13 protein-coding genes are annotated in these 20,777 nt (G+C 40.2%); 8 read left to right on the top strand and 5 right to left on the bottom strand.

Translation table 11 applies throughout. The features are described from left to right. Nucleotides 1–211 precede the first annotated feature (211 nt). Nucleotides 212–946: an NUDIX hydrolase gene (locus HJC33_RS01945; protein WP_171657101.1), complete on the bottom strand. Its 735-nt coding sequence runs from the start codon at nt 944–946 to the stop codon at nt 212–214. Nucleotides 947–1,150: 204 nt separating this feature from the next. On the opposite strand from HJC33_RS01945, the gene HJC33_RS01940 reads away from it, so the two are divergent. The 8 genes from HJC33_RS01940 to HJC33_RS01905 are packed head-to-tail and all read left to right on the top strand — an operon-like array spanning nt 1,151 to nt 12,376. After that, on the top strand, nt 1,151–2,713 hold the full coding sequence (locus HJC33_RS01940; RefSeq protein ID WP_171657100.1) for an alpha-N-arabinofuranosidase: 1,563 nt from the start codon (nt 1,151–1,153) through the stop codon (nt 2,711–2,713). Between the two features lie 6 nt (nt 2,714–2,719). Then, entirely contained in the window at nt 2,720–4,693 is a 1,974-nt protein-coding gene (locus HJC33_RS01935) for a glycoside hydrolase family 127 protein (protein ID WP_171657099.1), read from the top strand. A 1-nt stretch (nt 4,694) separates the two neighbouring features. Continuing rightward, nucleotides 4,695–5,633, top strand: a complete 939-nt coding sequence (locus HJC33_RS01930; protein ID WP_216366629.1) for a 3-keto-disaccharide hydrolase — start codon at nt 4,695–4,697, stop codon at nt 5,631–5,633. Next, nucleotides 5,630–7,303, top strand: coding sequence for a ribulokinase (locus HJC33_RS01925; protein WP_171657098.1), 1,674 nt, complete (start codon nt 5,630–5,632; stop codon nt 7,301–7,303). Before HJC33_RS01930 ends, HJC33_RS01925 begins: the two co-directional genes overlap by 4 nt. A gap of 2 nt (nt 7,304–7,305) precedes the next feature. Then, nucleotides 7,306–8,004 carry an L-ribulose-5-phosphate 4-epimerase gene (locus HJC33_RS01920; RefSeq protein WP_171657097.1) on the top strand — a complete coding sequence of 233 codons (699 nt, stop codon included), beginning with the start codon at nt 7,306–7,308 and terminating at the stop codon, nt 8,002–8,004. Nucleotides 8,005–8,023: 19 nt separating this feature from the next. Then, the gene (gene araA, locus HJC33_RS01915) at nt 8,024–9,532 is read left to right on the top strand and encodes an L-arabinose isomerase (RefSeq protein WP_171657096.1); all 1,509 of its coding nucleotides are present in this window, start codon (nt 8,024–8,026) and stop codon (nt 9,530–9,532) included. A 30-nt stretch (nt 9,533–9,562) separates the two neighbouring features. Continuing rightward, nucleotides 9,563–10,747 carry an aldose epimerase family protein gene (locus HJC33_RS01910; RefSeq protein ID WP_171657095.1) on the top strand — a complete coding sequence of 395 codons (1,185 nt, stop codon included), beginning with the start codon at nt 9,563–9,565 and terminating at the stop codon, nt 10,745–10,747. 9 nt (nt 10,748–10,756) lie between these two features. Next, nucleotides 10,757–12,376 (top strand): sodium:solute symporter, encoded by a 1,620-nt coding sequence (locus tag HJC33_RS01905; RefSeq protein WP_171657094.1) that lies wholly within the window; start codon nt 10,757–10,759, stop codon nt 12,374–12,376. A gap of 19 nt (nt 12,377–12,395) precedes the next feature. On the opposite strand, the gene HJC33_RS01900 is transcribed toward HJC33_RS01905, so the two are convergent. The 4 genes from HJC33_RS01900 to HJC33_RS01885 all read right to left on the bottom strand — a co-directional run bounded on the left by HJC33_RS01900 (nt 12,396) and on the right by HJC33_RS01885 (nt 20,776). Then, on the bottom strand, nt 12,396–14,084 hold the full coding sequence (locus tag HJC33_RS01900) for a CRTAC1 family protein (protein WP_171657093.1): 1,689 nt from the start codon (nt 14,082–14,084) through the stop codon (nt 12,396–12,398). 10 nt (nt 14,085–14,094) lie between these two features. After that, nucleotides 14,095–15,435, bottom strand: a complete 1,341-nt coding sequence (locus tag HJC33_RS01895) for a vanadium-dependent haloperoxidase (protein ID WP_171657092.1) — start codon at nt 15,433–15,435, stop codon at nt 14,095–14,097. 18 nt (nt 15,436–15,453) lie between these two features. Beyond that, nucleotides 15,454–18,783: a VCBS repeat-containing protein gene (locus HJC33_RS01890; RefSeq protein WP_171657091.1), complete on the bottom strand. Its 3,330-nt coding sequence runs from the start codon at nt 18,781–18,783 to the stop codon at nt 15,454–15,456. Between the two features lie 118 nt (nt 18,784–18,901). Next, nucleotides 18,902–20,776, bottom strand: coding sequence for a RagB/SusD family nutrient uptake outer membrane protein (locus HJC33_RS01885; RefSeq protein WP_171657090.1), 1,875 nt, complete (start codon nt 20,774–20,776; stop codon nt 18,902–18,904). Nucleotide 20,777: the final 1 nt, after the last annotated feature.

The following is a 20,777-nucleotide window of genomic DNA, read 5'->3' as shown; positions in this document are numbered from 1 at the left end:
TGTGCCTTTTCCGAATGGTATAGTTAGGGTCCCAAAAAAATTAAAGAGGCACCAGTTAAAATAAAAAGTGGATTTCACCAAGGAGACAGGCCATTTCATTATTGAAACTGGACAGGTGACGAAAATATTTTCCATGGTCCAATACACCTTGCTATATGAATGTTACTTGGTCAACGGCACTGATTTTTCAACAACAGGGAATGGAAAAAGGTTATATTTTGAAGAGGAATCCTTCCTTGACTTTTTTCTCATATTTTTCCTTATCAAAAATATAAAGAAAAGCCCCTTTTCTAGATTCCGACATATCCTTTTCATCTAGTTTTATAAGAAGGTCAAGGGAGTTGATTTTGTTGACAAAATTGCGTTTGTCAAGTTTTTTGTCCAAAATAGATTCATATAATTTTTGCAGTTTGGGCATAGTGAACTTTTCTGGTAGCAATTCAAAACCAATAGGTTTTGTGAGTGCCCTGCGCTTTAGTCGAGAAATGGCCTTTCTAACCATTTCATTGTGGTCAAAAATCAAATCTGGAGCTTCCTTTAAATCAAACCAACTGGCTGATTCAATCTGGATGCCCTCAAATTGATGGGAATCAATATCAATTAAGGCATAATAGGAAACAGATATGGTCCGCTGTCCTGGATCCCTGTCAACCTTACTGTGAGTATACAACTGTTCCATGTAAATATCATTAAGGCCAGTAAGTGCATTAAGAACCCTGACTGCAGCTTGATCTAAATTTTCATTCTTTTTTAAAAACCCTCCAATCAAGGACCATTTTCCCATTTCAGGCTCAAAATTCCGTTTGATGAGCAACAACTTGAGACTTTCTTTGTCAAATCCAAAAATGATGCAATCCACCGCAAGGAGTACTTGATCTTCCTTTTGGTAATAATTCAGTTGCTTGTCAATATTTGCGAAGACCTTTTGGCCGTTTCTTTTTTCCATTTAATAAGTTTGAATTAGCTAGTGTTCTTGTTGCAAAGAGGTTAAATTTAATTTTTTTTGATAATTATTTGGGAAATATAATTTTCTTTTTTTTCTTTACTAGTGTAAATTTCACACTTTAAGAAACAGCTGAAAATCATTATGGTACTAAATTAAGCTGTTCGTTTGGGACATGAATTTTCCATGCCCTTAAAACTTACCAACATGAAAAATCTAAACAACTATTTCAAGCACACTGTGGCATTATCTGCCCTTATTTTATCTACGGCTACTTATGCCCAACAAAAGGTTGAGATTACTTTGAAGCAACCTGTGGACTCCGTTCAAATTAGTAAACATATATATGGTCATTTTGCTGAGCATTTGGGTCGTTGCATTTATGATGGTTTTTTTGTGGGAGATACCAGTGCGATACCCAATACAGCTGGAGTGAGAAACGATATCATTTTAGCTTTAAAAGAGCTGAACATTCCAAATTTACGTTGGCCTGGAGGGTGTTTTGCGGATACATACCATTGGAAGGATGGAATAGGTCCCAAGGAAGAACGTCCGACAATTGTGAACACTTGGTGGGGAGGGGTGACTGAAGATAACAGTTTTGGTACTCACGATTTTTTGAATTTATGTAAGGAATTGGATACTGAACCCTATATTTCCGGAAATGTGGGGAGTGGTACGGTGCAAGAGCTTGCTGACTGGGTGCAGTATGCCAATTTTAGCGGTATTAGTCCCATGTCAAATCTTAGAAAAAAAAATGGCCAAGAAAAACCTTGGGGGGTTAAATATTGGGGTATAGGTAATGAAGCATGGGGTTGTGGAGGGCATATGAGACCTGAATACTATGCCGATGAATATCGAAAATATGCCACTTTTATGTCGAGTTCCGGACTTGAGGGCAAGGGTGGAATTTATCGGGTGGCTTCCGGAGCAAGTGATGCAGATTACAATTGGACAGAGGTATTGATGAAAAACATTCCGCATTGGATGTTGCAAGGGGTGGCTCTGCACCACTATTCTGTAATCGATTGGAATAACAAGAGCTCTTCTTATGATTTTACCGAGGAACAATATTTTACCACCATGCAACGATCTTGGCAGATGGAGGAACTCATCACCAAGCATACCGAAATCATGGACAAATACGATCCCAAGGGCAAAGTAGATCTGGTCGTGGACGAGTGGGGAGGTTGGTACGATGTGATGCCAAATACCAACCCTGGGTTTCTCTACCAGCAGAACACCATTCGCGATGCTATGATTGCCGGGATGGTCTTGAACATTTTCAACAACCACGCCCAACGGGTAAAAATGGCCAATTTGGCGCAGACGGTGAACGTATTGCAGGCGGTAATCTTGACTGAGGGCAAAAAAATGCTGTTAACTCCTACCTACCACGTGATGAATATGTATAAGATGCACCAGGATGCCGAGTTGCTGCAAGTGGACTTTGATTCCCCTCAATATGAATTAAATGGGGAAACCCTGCCAGCCATTTCCATTTCGGCTTCAAAAAGCGTAGAATCTGTACATGTTTCTTTAACGAATATTGATGCGACAAAAGCACATGAAGTGGTTTTGGATTTGAATAAATTCGACCTAAAAAAGGCAATGGCTCAACTTCTCACTTCAAAAAAACTGCAGGACTACAATTCCTTTGAGAATCCCAACAAAATAAACCCAGTGGAGTTTAAAGATTTTAAGTTTAAAAAAGGGAAGCTCTCCTTTGCCATCCCGAAACATTCCGTAGTGGTCTTTGAACTAAAATAATAGGGTATGAAGCATGTAGCGATAAGTTGCGTTGTCCTGTTGCTGTTTTCATGTAAACAGGTCGAAAAAAAGGGTGAAACTATTGTGGATACAGGAAATCCTCATGAAACGGTACATTATCCCATTACTTCGGTGAACATCCAGCAGGTGAAATTGCACGATAAATTTTGGTTGCCCATCATCAAAAGGGTGCAGGAGGAAACCATCGATTTTGCCCTCGAAAAATGTGAGGAAGAAGGTCGTTTCGAGAACTTTTTGATTGCTGGGGGCGAGCTTGAAGGAGAGGTGCGTGGTGCCATGCCCTTTGACGATACCGATGTGTACAAGATTATAGAAGGGGCATCCAATTCCTTAATTAGCGCACCCAATCCCCAGTTGGAGCAACTGTTGAATTCCTTGGTCACCATTGTGGGTAAAGGGCAGGAAAAAGATGGGTATTTAACCACATGGCGTACCATAAATCCGGCCAAACCCCCTGCTACTTGGGTAAACGTGAAGGAGGGCAAACGTTGGGAATCCTTGGAGATGAGCCATGAACTCTACAATGCGGGGCATTTGTTCGAAGCTGCTGCTGTACATTTTCAAGCTACGGGCAAGCGCAACTTTTTGAACATCGCCCTAAAAAATGCCGATTTAATGGTGCAGACTTTTGGCAGTGGTGAGGGTAAAATAGAGACCGTGCCGGGCCACCAGATTATAGAAACGGGACTGCTGAAATTGTATCAACTTACGGGTAAGGAATCCTATAAAGATCTCGCTAAGTTCTTTTTGGATCAAAGAGGTATCGAGAATGGACGAAAAATGTTCGGGGCCTATGCCCAAGACCACCTGCCTGTGACCCAACAGGATGAGGTGGTGGGCCATGCCGTTAGGGCTGTGTACATGTACGCCGCCATGACTGATGTGGCCGCCCTGATGAATGACAGCCTGTACCGAAAGGCGGTGGACGACCTTTGGAATAATATGGTGTCTAAAAAAATGTACCTTACTGGAGGCATCGGGGCAAGGCACGAAGGAGAAGCCTTTGGTGAGAATTACGAACTGCCCAACCTTACAGCCTATAACGAAACCTGTGCTTCCATTGGCGATGTGTATTGGAACCACAGGTTGCACAATCTCACCGGGGAGGTCAAATATTTTGACGTAATCGAACGTACACTATATAATGGCTTAATTTCTGGGCTTTCGCTGGATGGGAAGAAGTTTTTCTACCCCAATGCTTTGGAATCTGACGGGGTGTATAAATTCAACCAAGGGTCTTGTACCCGTAAGGCATGGTTCGATTGCTCCTGCTGTCCTTCCAACCTGATTCGATTTATACCCTCCATCCCTAGTTTGATGTATTCCCAACAAAAGGATGTGGTCTATGTGAACCTTTATGCCGCTAGCGATGCCCATTTGGAGGTTGCGGGACAGAAGGTTGTTTTTACCCAAGAAACGGCCTACCCATGGAAAGGCGATATCAACCTTAAATTGAATATGGAAGGGTCTACGGAGTTTATCGTAAAGCTTAGGGTGCCGGGTTGGGAGCGTAATGAAGTTTTACCTAGTGACCTATACAACTATGAGGATGTCATGGATAATGCCGTTACCCTAAAAATTAATGGGGAAGCACAGGATGTGGTTATTGAAAACGGCTATATCACTCTTGAAAAAACATGGAAGCCCAACGATGCATTGGAAATCAATTTTCCCATGCAGGTGCGAACGGTCAAGGCCAACGACAATGTCGAAGAAGACCGGGGCAAACGTGCCTTGGAATACGGTCCCATTGTGTATGCCGTAGAAGAGATTGACAATAAAAACAACTTTGATGACATTCACCTGCAAGACAACGAAACCTTTGAAATTAAGGAACGTCCGAACTTGTTGGGAGGGGTAAATACGATTTCCAACGGAAGTTTTACGGCCATTCCCTATTATGTTTGGTCGAATAGGGGCGTGGGCAAGATGAAGGTCTGGTTGCCAAAATCGGAATAAAATGAAGATGAAGAGCTCAGATATATATTACTATAAAAGAATAAGAATAACGTTTCTTTTTGTTGCTGTCATCACTTTTTTGATAGGATGTGGTGACGCAAAGAAAAATACGGATGCTGATAAGGAAGAATGGATTTCTCTTTTTAATGGAAAGGATTTAAAGGATTGGGACATCAAGTTTAACAAAGAACCCCTGGGAGTAAATTATAAAAATACATTTCAAGTGGCCGATGGCATGATTCGGGTGGTATATGATGATTATGAAATTTTTGATGAATATTATGCCCATCTATATTATAAGCAACCATTTTCCTATTACAAAATACGGTTCGATTACCGTTTTACAGGCAATCAAACCACTGGAGGTGCTACATGGAACGTTCGCAACAGCGGAGTAATGATTCACTCGCAATCTGCTGCCAGTAATGGTTTCAACCAAGAATTTCCTACATCCATAGAAATACAGCTTTTGGGTGGACTCGAAGATGGTAAGGAACGGCCAACGGCTAATTTATGTACCCCAATGACTGCCGTGGAAATGAATGGTGACGTTACCTATGACCATTGCATCAATTCTTCCTCAAAAACTTATTTTGGGGACCAATGGGTGCATGTGGAGGCCATTGTCTTGGGGGGTGAATCCGTTACCCATATCGTGGAAAACGATACAGTTTTGGTTTATCAAAAACCTCAATTGGGCAGTAGTGATTTTGATGCAGAGCTAGACCTTTTTGGTGTTTCCGATAAGGCAGAATGGCTCCAGAAAGAAGGTGAAGTACTCACAGAAGGTTACATTGCTTTACAAGCTGAGAGTCATCCCATCGATTTTAAAAATATAGAAGTTTTGGATTTGTGCGGTTGTATGGACCCCAAGGCCAAAAACTATAAAAGTTATTACATAAAGGCAGCTAATTCAACATGTATATACGATAGTAAATGAGAAAAAAAGTAATAGGATTGGATTATGGTTCTGATTCGGTTCGCGCGGTATTGATCGATACCCAAGACGGCACGGAATTGGCGGCATCGGTTTTTGAATATCCCCGATGGAAGGCACAAAAGTATTGCGATGCCTCAATCAACCAATTTCGTCAGCATCCTTTGGATCATATCGAGGGATTGGAGCATACCATAAAATCTGTGGTGTCTCAAAGCGGTGTTCCACCGGAAAGTGTGGTGGGCATCTGTATCGATACTACGGGATCCTCGCCTTTGCCCTTGACCCAAGCGGGCGTTCCCTTGGCGATGACCGAGGGTTTTGAGGAAAATCCCAATGCCATGATGGTCCTTTGGAAAGATCATACAGCTGTGAAGGAGGCCGATGAAATCAATGAGCTTGCTAGAACCTGGGGAGGAGAAGATTATACTAAATATGAAGGAGGTATTTATTCTTCAGAATGGTTCTGGGCCAAAATCTTGCATGTGTCTCGAGAGGATAAAGGTGTTGTCGATGCTACCCATACTTGGATGGAACATTGCGATTACATCACCTATCTATTAGCAGATCATAAAAATCTGGCAACGTTTAAGCGTAGTCGATGTGCGGCAGGCCATAAGGCCATGTGGCACGAAAGCTGGGGCGGATTGCCTCCTAGTGAATTTCTTTCACAGTTGGATTCCTATTTGGGATTCCTTCGGGATAACCTATATGAAGAAACCTATACATCCGATGAAATTGTAGGTCATTTAAATCCTGAATGGGCCCAGAAACTCGGATTAACTACCAACACGGTAATTGCTGTTGGTACGTTTGATGCCCATGCTGGGGCGGTAGGGGCCAAGATTGGAGAAAGAGCATTGATTCGCGTCATGGGTACTTCAACTTGTGATATGATGGTGGCTAGTAAAGAAGCTCTTGCTGACAAGGCCGTAAAAGGTATTTGTGGACAAGTGAATGGTTCCATCATTCCCGGCATGATAGGTTTGGAAGCGGGACAATCCGCTTTTGGAGATGTATTGGCGTGGTTTAAAAGTGTGTTGGAATGGCCTATTGATAATTTGGTAATGAAATCGGATATCCTTTCCGAAGTACAGAAAGAAAAGTTGCAACAAGAAATTGATGCGAATTTCATACAAGTATTAGCAGAACAAGCCGAAAATCTTTCACTTTCAGAAGCTGTTCCCATAGCACTGGATTGGGTAAATGGTAGACGTACTCCTGATGCCAATCAAGAACTCAAGAGCGCGTTTTCAGGTATTTCTTTGGGAACCAAGGCACCCCATATGTTCAAAGCTTTAGTAAATGCCATTTGCTTTGGTTCTAAGGTGATAGTTGACCGTTTTGAAGAGGAAGGAGTAAAAATAGACTCAGTAATAGGTATTGGTGGTGTGGCCCGTAAATCACCCTTTATTATGCAAACACTTGCCAATGTTCTTAATATGCCAATAAAAGTAGCCAAGTCTGACCAAGCTCCAGCGTTGGGAGCAGCAATTTATGCAGCAACGGCAGCTGGTATCTATGACAGTGTTATTGATGCAAGTAAAGTAATGGGCAGCGATTTTGAAGCAGAATACAATCCACAACCAGAAAAAGTAGAAAGCTTTATTGAGTTAATGGAAGCCTATCAAGGATTGGGTGGGTTTATTGAGCAAATAACAAATAATAAGTAACTATGTCATCCTTTAAAACGTTAAAAGAAGAATGTTATGAAGCCAATATGGAACTCAATGCTCTAGGGTTGGTAATCTATACTTTTGGCAATGTTAGTTCAGTGGATAGGGATAAAGGAGTTTTCGCCATTAAACCAAGTGGAGTTCCATACCAAGATCTGAAACCAGAGGATATGGTGGTCTTGGATTATGAAAATAATGTAGTTGAAGGGAGCTTGCGACCTTCTTCTGACACCAAAACCCACAGCTATCTTTATAAAAATTGGGAAAATATTGGAGGAGTGGCACATACACATGCCATGTACTCTGTTTCGTGGGCACAAGCTCAAAAAGATATTCCGATTTTCGGGACCACTCATGCCGATCATCTTACCCAAGATATTCCATGTGCTCCACCAATGGCAGATGATTTGATTGAAGGCAATTATGAGCATAACACTGGGATTCAAATTTTGGACTGTTTCAAGGATAGGAAACTAGATTATAACGAAGTTGAAATGGTGCTCATTGGAAATCATGGTCCATTTGCCTGGGGTAAAAATGCAGCCAAAGCGGTATACAATACCAAAGTATTGGAGACAGTGGCACAAATGGCCTATTTAACACTACAGATAAATCCGAATGCTCCAAGATTAAAAGATTCTCTAATAAAAAAACATTATGACCGTAAACATGGCAAAAATGCCTATTACGGTCAGTGATTTAGTATAATTATAATAAATGAAAATATCTTCTAAAGAAATTTGGTTCGTAACTGGAAGTCAACATTTGTATGGCCCAGAGACATTGCAACAGGTCGCATCCAATTCCAAAAGTATTGTGGATGGACTTAACGATTTGGGTAAACTACCCATTACACTTATTCATAAACCTATTGTAACTACTTCTGAAGAAATAGTGGCGGTTTGCCAGCAAGCAAACAACGATTCCGATTGCATTGGTATTGTTACCTGGATGCACACCTTTTCACCGGCAAAAATGTGGATTGCGGGTTTAAACTCACTTAGCAAACCACTTTGTCACTTGCATACACAATTTAATGCTGAAATTCCTTGGAGTACCATAGATATGGATTTCATGAATCTTAATCAGTCGGCCCATGGCGACCGAGAATTTGGATTTATGATGTCGCGCATGCGGAAAAACCGAAAAGTAATTGTAGGTCATTGGAAAAGTGGACATGTTCAAGAGAAACTGTCCATATGGTCGAGAGTGGCGTTAGGGTGTGATGAATTACGAAACATGAAGGTGGCCAGATTTGGTGATAACATGCGGGAAGTAGCCGTTACCGATGGAGATAAAGTGGCAGCACAAATGCGGTTTGGCGTGGCGGTAAACGGTTATGATTCCTCTGACATTACCAATGCGATGAAAGAAATTGATCAGAAGGCTATTGATCAATTGGTAGAAGAATACGAAGCAACTTACTCCTTGACCACTTCATTGCAGAAAAATGGATCACAACGTAGCTCCCTAACTGAAGCTGCCAAAATTGAGTTGGGAATGCGCAGTTTTCTGGAGCAAGGAAATTTCAAAGCATTTACCGATACTTTTGAAAATTTGGGAGCATTAAAACAATTGCCTGGTATCCCTGTACAGCGCCTTATGGCGGATGGCTATGGTTTTGGTGGCGAAGGTGATTGGAAAACTGCTGCTATGGTCCGTGCTATGAAAGTAATGGCTGAAGGGTTGGAAGGGGGTACTTCGTTCATGGAAGATTATACGTATCACTTCACCCCTGAAAAAGGATATGTGCTGGGATCACACATGTTGGAAATATGTCCTTCAATTGCAGCAGGAAAACCTTCTTGTGAGGTACATCCTTTAGGCATTGGAGGAAAAGAAGATCCCGTAAGATTGGTTTTCAATGCCCCAGCAGGAAATGCATTGAATGCTTCCATGGTAGATATGGGCAATAGATTTAGATTGATTGTGAATGAGGTGGAGGCTGTAAATCCTATGGCAGATTTGCCTAAACTTCCCGTAGCTAGGGTACTTTGGGAGCCAAAGCCCAATTTAGATGTGGCAGCTACTGCATGGATTTTGGCAGGAGGAGCCCATCACACGGTATATACCCAAGCATTGTCAACAGAATATATGGAAGATTTTGCGGATATATTTGGAATTGAGATTTTAGTAATAGATTCAGATACGCGAATCCGTAACTTTAAAGACCAACTACATGCCAATGAAGCATATTATCATTTATTTCAACATCATATGATGTAAAAAGCTAAGAAAATAACTAAACAACAAATCATGCGCACAGCATTCCCTTATTTAATGTATTTTGCTTTTCTTTTAATAGCACCAAATTTTGGTTGTAAACAAACTAAAAAAGAAAAGCCAACAGAAATGGACACCACAACTTCCCAAATAGAGAAGAATCATTTGGAAAAAAGCTCCTTTGGAGAGATGCCTGATGGTAAGATGATTGATAAATATACTTTAAGTAATGATGCTGGGATGGAGGTTGATGTAATTACTTATGGGGGAATTATCACTCGATGGACCGCTCCAGATAGAAATGGAAATTTTCAAGATGTGGTGCTTGGGTTCAATGATTTGGAATCTTATTTAAGTGAAAATCCCTATTTCGGGGCATTGATCGGTCGGTATGGAAACCGAATTGCCAAAGGAAAGTTCGACCTTGATGGAAAGTCCTATACCTTGATCACTAACAACGGAGAAAATCACCTGCATGGTGGAGATAAAGGTTTTGATAAGGTTGTTTGGAATGCCAAAGGCGAAAGTACAGCTGATGGGGCCATTTTAGAGCTTACTTATAGGAGTGCTGATGGAGAGGAAGGATACCCCGGTACCTTAGATGTAAAAGTGACATATACCCTTACAGCTGATAATGAGCTCGACATTGCTTATGAAGCAACAACCGATAAACCTACCATCGTAAATTTAACCCAACATACTTATTTCAATCTTTCTGCAGATTTCACCAAGGATATTTTGGACCATGAATTACAGATTGATGCTGATAATTATCTTCCAGTGGATGACGGTTTGATCCCTACCGGTGAATTTGCCTCTATTGAGGGTACACCATTTGATTTTAAAGAATCAAAATTGATAGGGAAAGATATTACTTCAGATAATTTACAGATAAAATTGGGAGGAGGCTTTGATCATTGTTGGGTGCTAAATGGTCAAGATAAAGGATTCCGAAAAGTGTCAACGGCATACGAACCCAAAACTGGACGCGTATTGGAAGTATATACGAATGAACCTGGAATTCAATTCTATTCAGGTAACTTTCTCGATAGTACATTGCCATCAAAAAATAATGGAACCTACGGACAACGTTCAGGTTTTTGCTTAGAGACTCAGCACTATCCAGATTCTCCAAACCAGGATGCTTTCCCTTCCGTTAGATTAGATCCTGGAGAAACGTATACTTCTCGTACTGCATACAAACTTTTAACTAAATAAACCGACCTTATGAAAATGTTAGATACTTTTGACTGGATTACCATATCCTTTTATTTCTTGGTTCTTTTGGGAATTGCCGTTTGGGTAATTCGCAAAAAGAAAGAAAATACCGAAGATTACTTTTTGGCAGGAAGAAATGTAGGATGGTTTGTCGTTGGAGCTTCAATTTTTGCCTCAAATATAGGTTCAGAGCATGTTGTTGGATTGGCAGGTGCGGGTGCAGGAGATCGTTTGCCTATGTTAATCTATGAAATCCAAGCTTGGGTTGTATTGATTCTGGGATGGGTTTTTCTACCTTTTTATGCAAGAGCAGGGGTTTTTACCATGCCAGAGTTCTTGGAAAAACGTTTTGATGCCCGATCTAGATGGATACTTTCTGTATTTTCAATTGTTGCCTATGTATTGACCAAAATTTCCGTAACCATTTATGCCGGTGGTATTGTAGTATCGGCCTTATTGGGAATTGATTTTTGGACAGGAGCAATAGCTACTGTTGTGCTAACAGGAATCTATACGGTATTGGGAGGAATGCGCGCTGTTGTCTATACAGAAACCTTGCAGGCCATTATATTGGTCATAGGGGCTGCTGCCCTTACCATTATTGGTTTGGATGAAGTAGGGGGATGGCAAAGTATGAAGGAAACTGTTACCCCGGAATATCTTAATATGTGGCGATCTGCTTCCGATCCTGATTTTCCTTGGCCTCCATTATTGATTACAAGTACCATAGCAGGGGTTTGGTATTGGTGTACGGATCAATATATTGTACAAAGAGCATTAACGGCTAAGAACATCAAGGAAGGAAGGAGAGGAACTATTTTTGGTGCACTCTTAAAGCTGATGCCGGTCTTTTTGTTCCTTATTCCGGGAGTCATTGCGCTTACTTTGAAAATGAGAGGCGAACTTGAATGGGAAAGTCCAGATGAGGCTTTTCCAGTCTTGATGAGCAATTTATTGCCTTCGGGCCTTAGAGGATTAGTGGCTGCGGGTCTATTGGCAGCGCTTATGAGTTCCTTGGCTTCTGTATTTAATTCAGTTTCCACACTCTTTACTGTAGATATCTATAAAAAGCTTAGACCTAATACACCAGAAAAAAAATTGGTGAGAACAGGACAAATCGCTACTATGATAGTTGTTGTTATTGGAATTATTTGGATTCCAATCATGTCCAATATATCTGGAGTTTTGTATGAATACCTTCAAAGTGTACAATCCTATATAGCACCACCAATAACCGCAGTATTTTTATTGGGTATTTTTCATAAACGTATCAACGCACAAGGAGCTTACGTTACCTTGATTGTTGGTTTCATTGTGGGTGCCTTGCGTATCATTCTGGAACTAGTTAAGGATTCATTGGAACCAGGCAGTATCTGGCATACATTGGGTGATGTGAACTTTTTGACTTTCTCATCATGGTTTTTCCTCTTCTGTGTGATACTTATTTTAGTGGTCAGTTATACAACCAAGGCCCCATCAGAAGAGCAAATAAAGAATTTGACCTATGCTACTTTGACAGACGATGATAGGGCTAAAAATAAAAACAGTTACAACTGGAAAGATATTACCATTTCATTGGTTATTGTGGCCATTGTGGTCTACGTGATGATTTGGTTCAATGGGAATTGATGAAAACAGCTTCAACTTGTCAAGAAGTTTTTCTTTTTCTTAGATAAAAAATAGCCCCGATGGCAATGGTTAGAATACCTGCTATTACTAGCATATAAGGTATGAAACTAGGGTCATCGGGTCTTTCTTCAACTGTGATTAACGTATTGATGGAAGGATTCAGTAAAATTTGTTTTTTTCCACCAGTCCATGTAACCATCAATGTGTCCACTTTGTTATTTTTACCTAATCCAAAATGAGCAATCGTTGAATTCTGGGATAAATGACTTGAACCACCTCCATCTATTTCACGGATCATTCTTCCTCCATTTAGAGCAACAGTAATTCTAGACCCGATACCGTTGGATTCAGACTGGATTCCTTTAAGTTCAACTTCAAGCCAATTGCCTTTTGGGGTATCGTTTCTGAACAGTTTTGTGTGCGATTTTACTGGATATTGATAAATAGGCTCTTGATTGACGACAAGAATATCCAAATCGCCATCATGATCATAATCAAATACAACAGATCCTCTTCCCACACCATAATCATTTGAGTGGGTCGCCCTGCCTTTTTCTAAAAATGAACCTTCATTATTCTCAAAATAAAAATTGCCCATGGGAACACAATTTGGGTTTAAATCTCCATTGGAAACATAAAGATCCAAATCTCCATCCAAATCAAAATCTGCAAAATTAGCGCCCCAACTTATGGCAAGGGAGTAGGTGCCAAGTTCTTTTGACCGATTAATAAAAGGCTTTTCCAAACCTTGGTTTACCATAAGCCAATTGAACTTGATATTGGTGACATAATAATCCATCAACCCATTATTGTCAAAATCTCCTACGGCTGAGCCCATGGCATTGATTTTAAGGTTCATTCCCATTGCTTCACCAACGTCACGAAACTTTTTACGCGGATGTCTATTTTCGTACAATAGATTTGGAACAGCTTTGTAGCCAAAATCCTGGTTCACAAGAAGGTCTTGGTCTCCATCATTATCAAAATCGGTGAATACCCCTCCAAATCCAAAACCTTTGTGGTCAAAACCATAATCTTCGTAGACATTTTCAAATTTTTTGCCTTCACGATTGATCAAAAGGTATCCTTTGGCAGTTTGATTGGCGCTTACAATGGTAGCATCTTTGATGATACCCAGCTTACCTTCAAAATTTTGAAAATAGTTGCCCACATATAAATCTGGGTAGCCATCCGCATTAAAATCTCCAAAACTAGGGCCAGTGCTAAAAGAATTCAGGTCATCCAATCCATATGCTTTGGTAACATCGCGAAAAGTTAAATCACCATTATTCAAAAACAGTAGATTTTTTGCACGTGGAATTTTTTGACTGCCATCAGAGGTGTTTATAGTTGTAATGAATAAGTCTCGATATCCATCGCGATCAACATCTGCGCTTACAGCACCTTGTGTTACATATTGACTACTTATTTGTAATCCTGAGTCTGGATATACATTTTTAAAGGTACCATCACCATTATTGAGGTACAAAACGTCTTCAGCCATTCCCCCAGTGATAAAAACGTCCTCAAAACCATCATTGTTCATATCGAAAATAGTGGCTCCTCCACCAAAAGTGCCTTCAAACACCTTGAAGACATGATCAATGCCCGTTTCTTGGGTAACATCTGTGAAAATTGTTTGCCCAGATGCTACAGGGATTATGAAAATGGCAGCTAGGAATAATCCTATTTTTTTTGCATGTCTCATTATACTTGGTCTATAACTTTTTCCAATCAAGAGCAATTACATTTTTTGCGATTAGAGCCCCATTAACAAGCCCAATGTCATTATCCTGAAACGTATGTATGCCTCCATAAAATCTGGAGTCAGCAGTTTCTTGGGCAAATTCCCAAAAAGAATCAAAGGTTCGTACAACAAAATCGGTATCCCGTACTTCATCTCTTTCCCGACCTTCGTGGGCTCTGTCGACAAAAGTGAATTGCTTTCCAAATGTGTCTTCCAAAATAGTTGCCGAAGCTGCTGCTTGAATCGCATGTCCAGATGGAAAAGCCGGAAAAGGAGGGTCTGGCCAGAATGATTCCCATTCTGGATCTATAAATTTTGGAACATAAGTGTTTGGGCGTTCAGAAAAGAAATGGAATTTCCATTCCCAACACTTTATAAAAGAGTCTGCAACTGCTAGTGCGGTTTTAGCATAGGCTTCTGCAGTATGTATCAAGTCAGGTTTCTTTTTATTGATTACAATTGTGGCGATGTAATACGAATGTCCCGGCGGGGTGAAAGTTACATCTGGATCATCTCCCCACCAAATGGCAGCTTCTTTTTCTTCTTGGGTAAGTTCTCTTTCCTTTTTATAAACGGCTAAAAATTGTTTGTAATACGGAGAACCCGGAATGGTATCATAAGGAATCATGTAGGGAGTGGGAATTTCGCGATTTGCTTTTACGAAAGTCCTATTCTTTCCCCAATGTGGATGCAAGGGATGATGACTGAAAGATTGTGCATAAAGTGGGGGTTTCCATGACCCTGGAAAATCAGGATGCACTAGATTTTTATCAAAATTATCCAAATATCCTCTGTGTCCACCATCAGTTTTTGACCATTCAAAAATTGCATTGGCCACCTTTTTGCCATATTGTAGGGAACGATTGGCGACTTCTTTTGAAATAGTATCCGAAAAATGTTCAAAGAGTGATTTTTCCAAGGAATCAATCTTCTGCTTGTTTTCATCTGAAGTCTGTTGATAGATTGATTTGGTAATTTGTGCTTGTGCTGCGTTCATGGCCAATACCCAACTATATTCTTTGTTAGGAGTAGGTTTTGGTAGTTTTTCCAAGTCATTTAATTGCCCAGCCATGGAATTATATTCAGGAGAACCATGAACCACGGATTCATACATGGTGAGGGCAATATAGGCGTATGCCCTGGAAGCAAATGTTGGCGAATTGGAAGGGGTGAATTGGGTAATATAGTTTGTCATTTCTGCCCATTTGATTGCAGCTTCTGTTTCGGAGATTGGTTTTTTATTCAAGTTGCAACCTGCCAATGCCAAGATGAACAGCATTGTAGCACCACCTAAAATTTTTGGTATGTACATTTTTCTCATCACAAATACTTATTCCTTGTTGATTTTAATTGCTTTTACTTTCTCTCCAGAGATTCCGAAGAAAAAGGTGTCCTCAATTCTCATTACACTTCTTACATCGCCTTTTAGTTGTAATCCAGATTTAAATTGAGACACATAGGAGAAATCTCCCTTGCCATTTCCTAAAAACAAAGCCCCATGGTTGGCATCAAATTTTCCTAATCTGAGTTTGAAGAACTCATTGTTGCCAAGAAGAAGCAAATCCTCATTGCCATCACCGTTAAAATCATGGATTACCGATTGATGGATACAAGAATATTGGGCTTGCTCAGGTAATGGAATAGTTTCGTATTTTCCATCAGGACTACTTAAAAGCATAGTAGTCTGTAAGTAATTTGCAGATAGTTTTTTAGCTTTTTTCAATTCTTGTTCAGTGAATATATCGCGCATTGATGCATCTGCATAGCTGTCATACGTAGTGAATTTCGGCCTCAAATAAGCCAGTTGACCCAAAAGTTCGTTTCGGGTAACGTATGGATATGTTTTGCCTTGTATATAAAAATTCAAAATAGGGTCAACAGAACCATTGTTGTCAAAATCGTCGTAGTACATTGTTGCTGGCTCATCAAAAGATGCCTTAAGCTGAGAGTTTATTCCCAAATTTCCAATAATAAAATCTGCTTTGCCATCGTCATTAAAATCACCAGAATCTATAGAATTCCAAAGACCATTATAATCTTTATCCAAAAATGCTTCGGTCTGGTTTTTCAGTTTTCCTGATTGATTTACAAATATGGTAATCGGCATCCATTCGCCGACTATTATCAAGTCTTGTGAAGCGTCATTGTTTAGGTCTGTCCATATGGCATCGGTAACCATTCCAATTTCATTGGCTGCAGGAATAAATTTATCGGTAGCATCTTTAAAATTTCCTTTGCCATCGTTTTCCAATACATAACTTTTGGGATTTTCTGGATATCGTCCAGGAATTACCCTGCCTCCAACAAAAATATCGTTATCTCCATCATTATCGATATCAGCTATGGCAACGGAACCACTACTTGTAAACATTTGGGGCAGTGCGTTTGTGTTTCTTGTGAAATTACCATTTCCGTTACCCAGATATAGACGGTCTTGTAAAATTTTGTCTTTGGGCTCAAAATTGTGGTATCCACCACTTGCTACATAAAGATCTAGATTTCCATCTCCATTGGCATCAAATATCCCCAAGCTTGAATCATGGTAGTCTTTATCCACTATCAATGAAGCTTGGGGATATTCTGAAAAACTTCCGTTTGGTTGTTGTAGAAAGATTTGTCCTGGATTTCCTTTTGCCCCCCCGATAAAAATATCTTCTAAACCATCTCTGTTGAAATCTGCCTTTGCCATGCAAGGACTATTGTGCGAAAATTGGGAGATCAACAAGGATTGTCTTTTAAAGTCATTAATCTGTGTGGGCTTGTCCACATATTTGATTGGAGATGGAACCTCCTTAAAATATACCGAATTGGCAGATTCTGAGGAATTTCCTTGTGATGCTTCCTTTTCTTTTAGTATGATTTGTTGATTGGAAGTTATATTGGTTATCGTTTGTTCTGCACCTCTATTCCAACGTATTGAAATTGAGCTGATAGTAGACTTATTTCCCAGGCCAAAGTGAAGAATAGGTGAAACTGTGGAAAGGTAACCTCGTGTAGGCATTTGTGAGAGGGTCTGCTGCAAGGAGTCCTGATAGATGGTAACCATTGCCCCTATTCCTTGGGTGTTTCCTTTATTGCCTTCCAATTTTACTTTTAGAAAATGTGATTTCTCGGTCTGTGTATTATTTTGATAGATTGATGCTGGTTTGTTGATGTTGTTCACCACAAGATCCAAATCCCCATCATTATCAAGGTCTGCGTAGGCGGCACCATTGCTATTGGCCGGTTGGTCAAGACCATATTTTTTAGTGTTGTTGATGTAAGAATTGTCACCATTATAGGTGAAGAGGTAATTGCTGAGATCTGATGATGGCATTTTTTTGATCAGTTCCAATACATCTTGACGTACTAGACGCCCTTTTGATTGTACATAGTTATCCATATAATCAATAAAATCGAGATTGGTATAATCCCTAAGGTACCCATTGGTGATATAAAGGTCTTTCCAACCGTTGTTGTCATAATCTGCCCAAAGGGCAGCCCAACTCCAATCAGTATTGGATATTCCGGCCAGTTGGCCAATTTCGCTAAAACTTCCATTTCCATTATTGAGTTGAAGCATATTTCTCATATACTGGTAATGAAAACCACTTCTAACATTTAAATCAAACTTGTCATAATTGTCTGGGGACATTAATAACTTTTGTCTGCGGTTGTCCTCTGGGAGCATATCCAAAGTAAAAATGTCTTGAAGGCCATCGTTATTGACATCGGCAATATCGTTCCCCATTGAAAAATGACTGGTATGGCAGAGTTGTTGATCGAGGTCGTTTAAAAAAGTTCCATTTTTTTGGTTGATGTACAAGTAATCTGGAACAGCATAATCGTTGGAAACGTAAAAATCTTGCCAACCATCATTGTTAAAATCACCAATACCGATTCCTAAACCATAGGTTAGGGCAGAGCCGCTAATGCCTGCACTTACTGTAACATCGGTAAAATGATTATTCTCTTGCTTAAAAAGTCTTATTCCCTGTAAAGGATCATCGATGGCTAAAAACTTTTTTGTGTTGGCCACATTGAGTACGGGCAAGGATTTTGGATTGTGGTTGAGTAATATCATGTCAAGGTCACCATCTCTATCGTAATCAAAAAAATATCCCTGATTACTGAATGCATTGCTATCTAAACCGTAGTTCTTTGCTTGTTCTTCAAATATTGGAATCCCATCTGGGTCGTTTCCCAAATTGATAAAGAGTTGATTGGTTCTTTTTCCAGGGGGCAACGCACCAGAATAGCAAAGATATAGGTCCAATCTGCCATCACCGTTTACATCTGCTGCTGTAATCCCTGTTTTCCATGGCCCAGTTCTGCCCCCGACGTTGGCTTTTTGGGTAATATCTTTAAATTTCATACCTCCCAAATTCAGAAAACACTTATTCTCTCCTGCATTGGAAGTAAAATATAGATCAATTAAATCATCTCCATTTAAATCAGCTGTAGCGACCCCACCACCATTGTAAAGATATTCATACATTAAAACATTGAGGTTTGGCCCTTCTTCAATTGTGTTTTGAAAATATACTCCTGAAACATCAGCAGGAATGGATACAAAGATGGTGGGCTCAACTTTTGTTTCTTCTGAAGTAGTTGTGGCGCCATCTTTTTTACAACCCAAAAGAACAGTAATCACTAATAGATATATTGGCAAATACCTCATATAAAGGATAGTTTTGGTGTAAGGTTATAAAGAAAGAATCCTACCCCAAGAGGGTAGGATTCCAAAGGTATTAAAACTAACAAACTCAAAATGCCTTATTTGGCTCAAAAATTATGGATTAATAACCAGGGTTTTGAATCAATAATTCATTACGATTGATTTCATCTCTGCTTATGGGCATAAAGTACATTTTATCATCCCAACTTCGGGTTTCATTTTCGGTATTATCAACTACGTTATAGATATAGTCGTATACTTCTGGGTCATATCTGTATGGTACATGAGGAGTAGCTCCTGTTTTTAACGTGGCAACTGGTCTCATTACTTTTATACCTCTGCCCAAAGTTTCTGGGGCGATTAACCACCTTCGTGCATCAAAATAGCGATGTTCCTCATAAGCAAGTTCAACTCTACGTTCATTATGATAAAGATCCACCAACTCACTACCTGTTGCCGATATTGCGGGCATACCTGCTCTATATCTGATTTTATTGAGCCATGCGGTAGCTTCAGCTTCATCACCTGTTTCTAAACAAGCTTCAACGTAATTCAGCACAATTTCAGTATATCTGATAAATGGCCATGGCACCACTTGGGCACTGGACATATTATCTACTACTGATGGGTCTGGGTCAATGAACTTACGAACATAATATCCTGTTCTGGAGCCATTCCAGTTTTCTATGGACGAGCTGCGCGTGTCAACACCTGGAATGGGATCCGTACCACCATTGTCATAAGATCCCGTTTGAATTTGATCATAAGGATCGATGGATACTACGTCGCTTGGACGGGGTTTCCAATCTGCTCCATCATAAAGGATGGTGGCATAGAATCTTGGGTCTCGATTTTCATAAGGAGCTGCAGCATGATCGGGGTTTTCCCAATCAAATTTGGAACCATCCATCATTTCATAATCATCAACCAATTGTTGAATAGGAGTGTTACCAGCCCAATTGTGATAACCATTAGGGCCATTGTTTATCCCTTGATGGATTCCTCCAAGAGGCCAATTGCTTTCCTGTGTGAACAAAGGAGAATGTGTTCTTTCAAAAAGCAGTTCCACATGAGCGGCTGCATCAGCGGCACCACTTCCTCCACCCATGGAAAGTGCTATATAATTTTCTGTTCCCTCTTCAGCGGAAACGGGAGCATTAAGGTCCAGTTTATAGCCAGAGGTAGCGTCCAATAGTGCTTTAGCAGCTGTCTTTGCCGCAGTCCAACGAGAAGCTTGATCGCCAGATGTATAGGCTACCAAATCTAAATTTGAATAGGAAGCATGTGCTGATGACTGGCCAGAAACCGTAGTTCCATCTCTCCAATCACTTGCGGCATACAATAAAACTCTAGATTTAAGCCCCATGGCACTTAATCTTGAAGCTCTTCCAGGATCATTGGTCTCTGAAAGCAAAGAGATGGCTTGATCTAAATCACCCAAAATAAAACTAATGCATTCTTCATAAGTATTTCTGGCAATGGTATAGTCTTCACCTAATCCATAGGGAGCATCAATAATGGGGGCTCCTCCATAGTAACGAACCACCTGATGGTAATAATATGCTCTCAAGAAAAGGGATTCTCCTAAAAGTTTATCTCTTAAATCCGTATCAGAAAAAGTGGCTTCTGGAAGCTCTTGTATAGCAATATTGGCTTGCCTAATTGCTGAAAATAGTTCATCCCACTGTGGAATAACACGGTCGTTTCCTGTTCCGGTTGGGGATAGCGTACCTTCTGTGATTACGTTTAACCCTCTTCCAGAGTGGGTGAACATAGCTTCATCTGTTAGAGAAGCCAGTCCTTCTTCTTCAAAACCTCCATAATTTAAGTTGGAGTAAATACCGAACACAAATGCTTCTGATAGGGAGCCATCTCCCCAAGTGGTATCTGAGGACACCTTATCGAGCGGTTTGGTTTCCAGATAATCTTCGGAACACGATATTGGGATTATTCCCAATATTGCAACCAAAATGATACAATTCTTAATTCTTTTCATA

Origin of the sequence: Flagellimonas amphidinii, from assembly GCF_013090115.1 — a bacterium.
Lineage (GTDB): Bacteria > Bacteroidota > Bacteroidia > Flavobacteriales > Flavobacteriaceae > Flagellimonas > Flagellimonas amphidinii.
Note: the sequence above shows the minus strand (reverse complement) of the source record. Positions and strands in the feature narration are given on the sequence as shown.

What these genes read in the sequence shown, in the direction of transcription:
- HJC33_RS01895 (WP_171657092.1), bottom strand. Translation starts at nt 15,435, where the DNA reads ATGTACATACCAAAAATTTTAGGTGGTGCTACAATGCTGTTCATCTTG.
- HJC33_RS01940 (WP_171657100.1), top strand. Translation starts at nt 1,151, where the DNA reads ATGAAAAATCTAAACAACTATTTCAAGCACACTGTGGCATTATCTGCC.
- HJC33_RS01930 (WP_216366629.1), top strand. Translation starts at nt 4,695, where the DNA reads ATGAAGATGAAGAGCTCAGATATATATTACTATAAAAGAATAAGAATA.
- araA (WP_171657096.1), top strand. Translation starts at nt 8,024, where the DNA reads ATGAAAATATCTTCTAAAGAAATTTGGTTCGTAACTGGAAGTCAACAT.
- HJC33_RS01935 (WP_171657099.1), top strand. Translation starts at nt 2,720, where the DNA reads ATGAAGCATGTAGCGATAAGTTGCGTTGTCCTGTTGCTGTTTTCATGT.
- HJC33_RS01885 (WP_171657090.1), bottom strand. Translation starts at nt 20,776, where the DNA reads ATGAAAAGAATTAAGAATTGTATCATTTTGGTTGCAATATTGGGAATA.
- HJC33_RS01905 (WP_171657094.1), top strand. Translation starts at nt 10,757, where the DNA reads ATGAAAATGTTAGATACTTTTGACTGGATTACCATATCCTTTTATTTC.
- HJC33_RS01900 (WP_171657093.1), bottom strand. Translation starts at nt 14,084, where the DNA reads ATGAGACATGCAAAAAAAATAGGATTATTCCTAGCTGCCATTTTCATA.
- HJC33_RS01925 (WP_171657098.1), top strand. Translation starts at nt 5,630, where the DNA reads ATGAGAAAAAAAGTAATAGGATTGGATTATGGTTCTGATTCGGTTCGC.
- HJC33_RS01890 (WP_171657091.1), bottom strand. Translation starts at nt 18,783, where the DNA reads ATGAGGTATTTGCCAATATATCTATTAGTGATTACTGTTCTTTTGGGT.
- HJC33_RS01920 (WP_171657097.1), top strand. Translation starts at nt 7,306, where the DNA reads ATGTCATCCTTTAAAACGTTAAAAGAAGAATGTTATGAAGCCAATATG.
- HJC33_RS01945 (WP_171657101.1), bottom strand. Translation starts at nt 946, where the DNA reads ATGGAAAAAAGAAACGGCCAAAAGGTCTTCGCAAATATTGACAAGCAA.
- HJC33_RS01910 (WP_171657095.1), top strand. Translation starts at nt 9,563, where the DNA reads ATGCGCACAGCATTCCCTTATTTAATGTATTTTGCTTTTCTTTTAATA.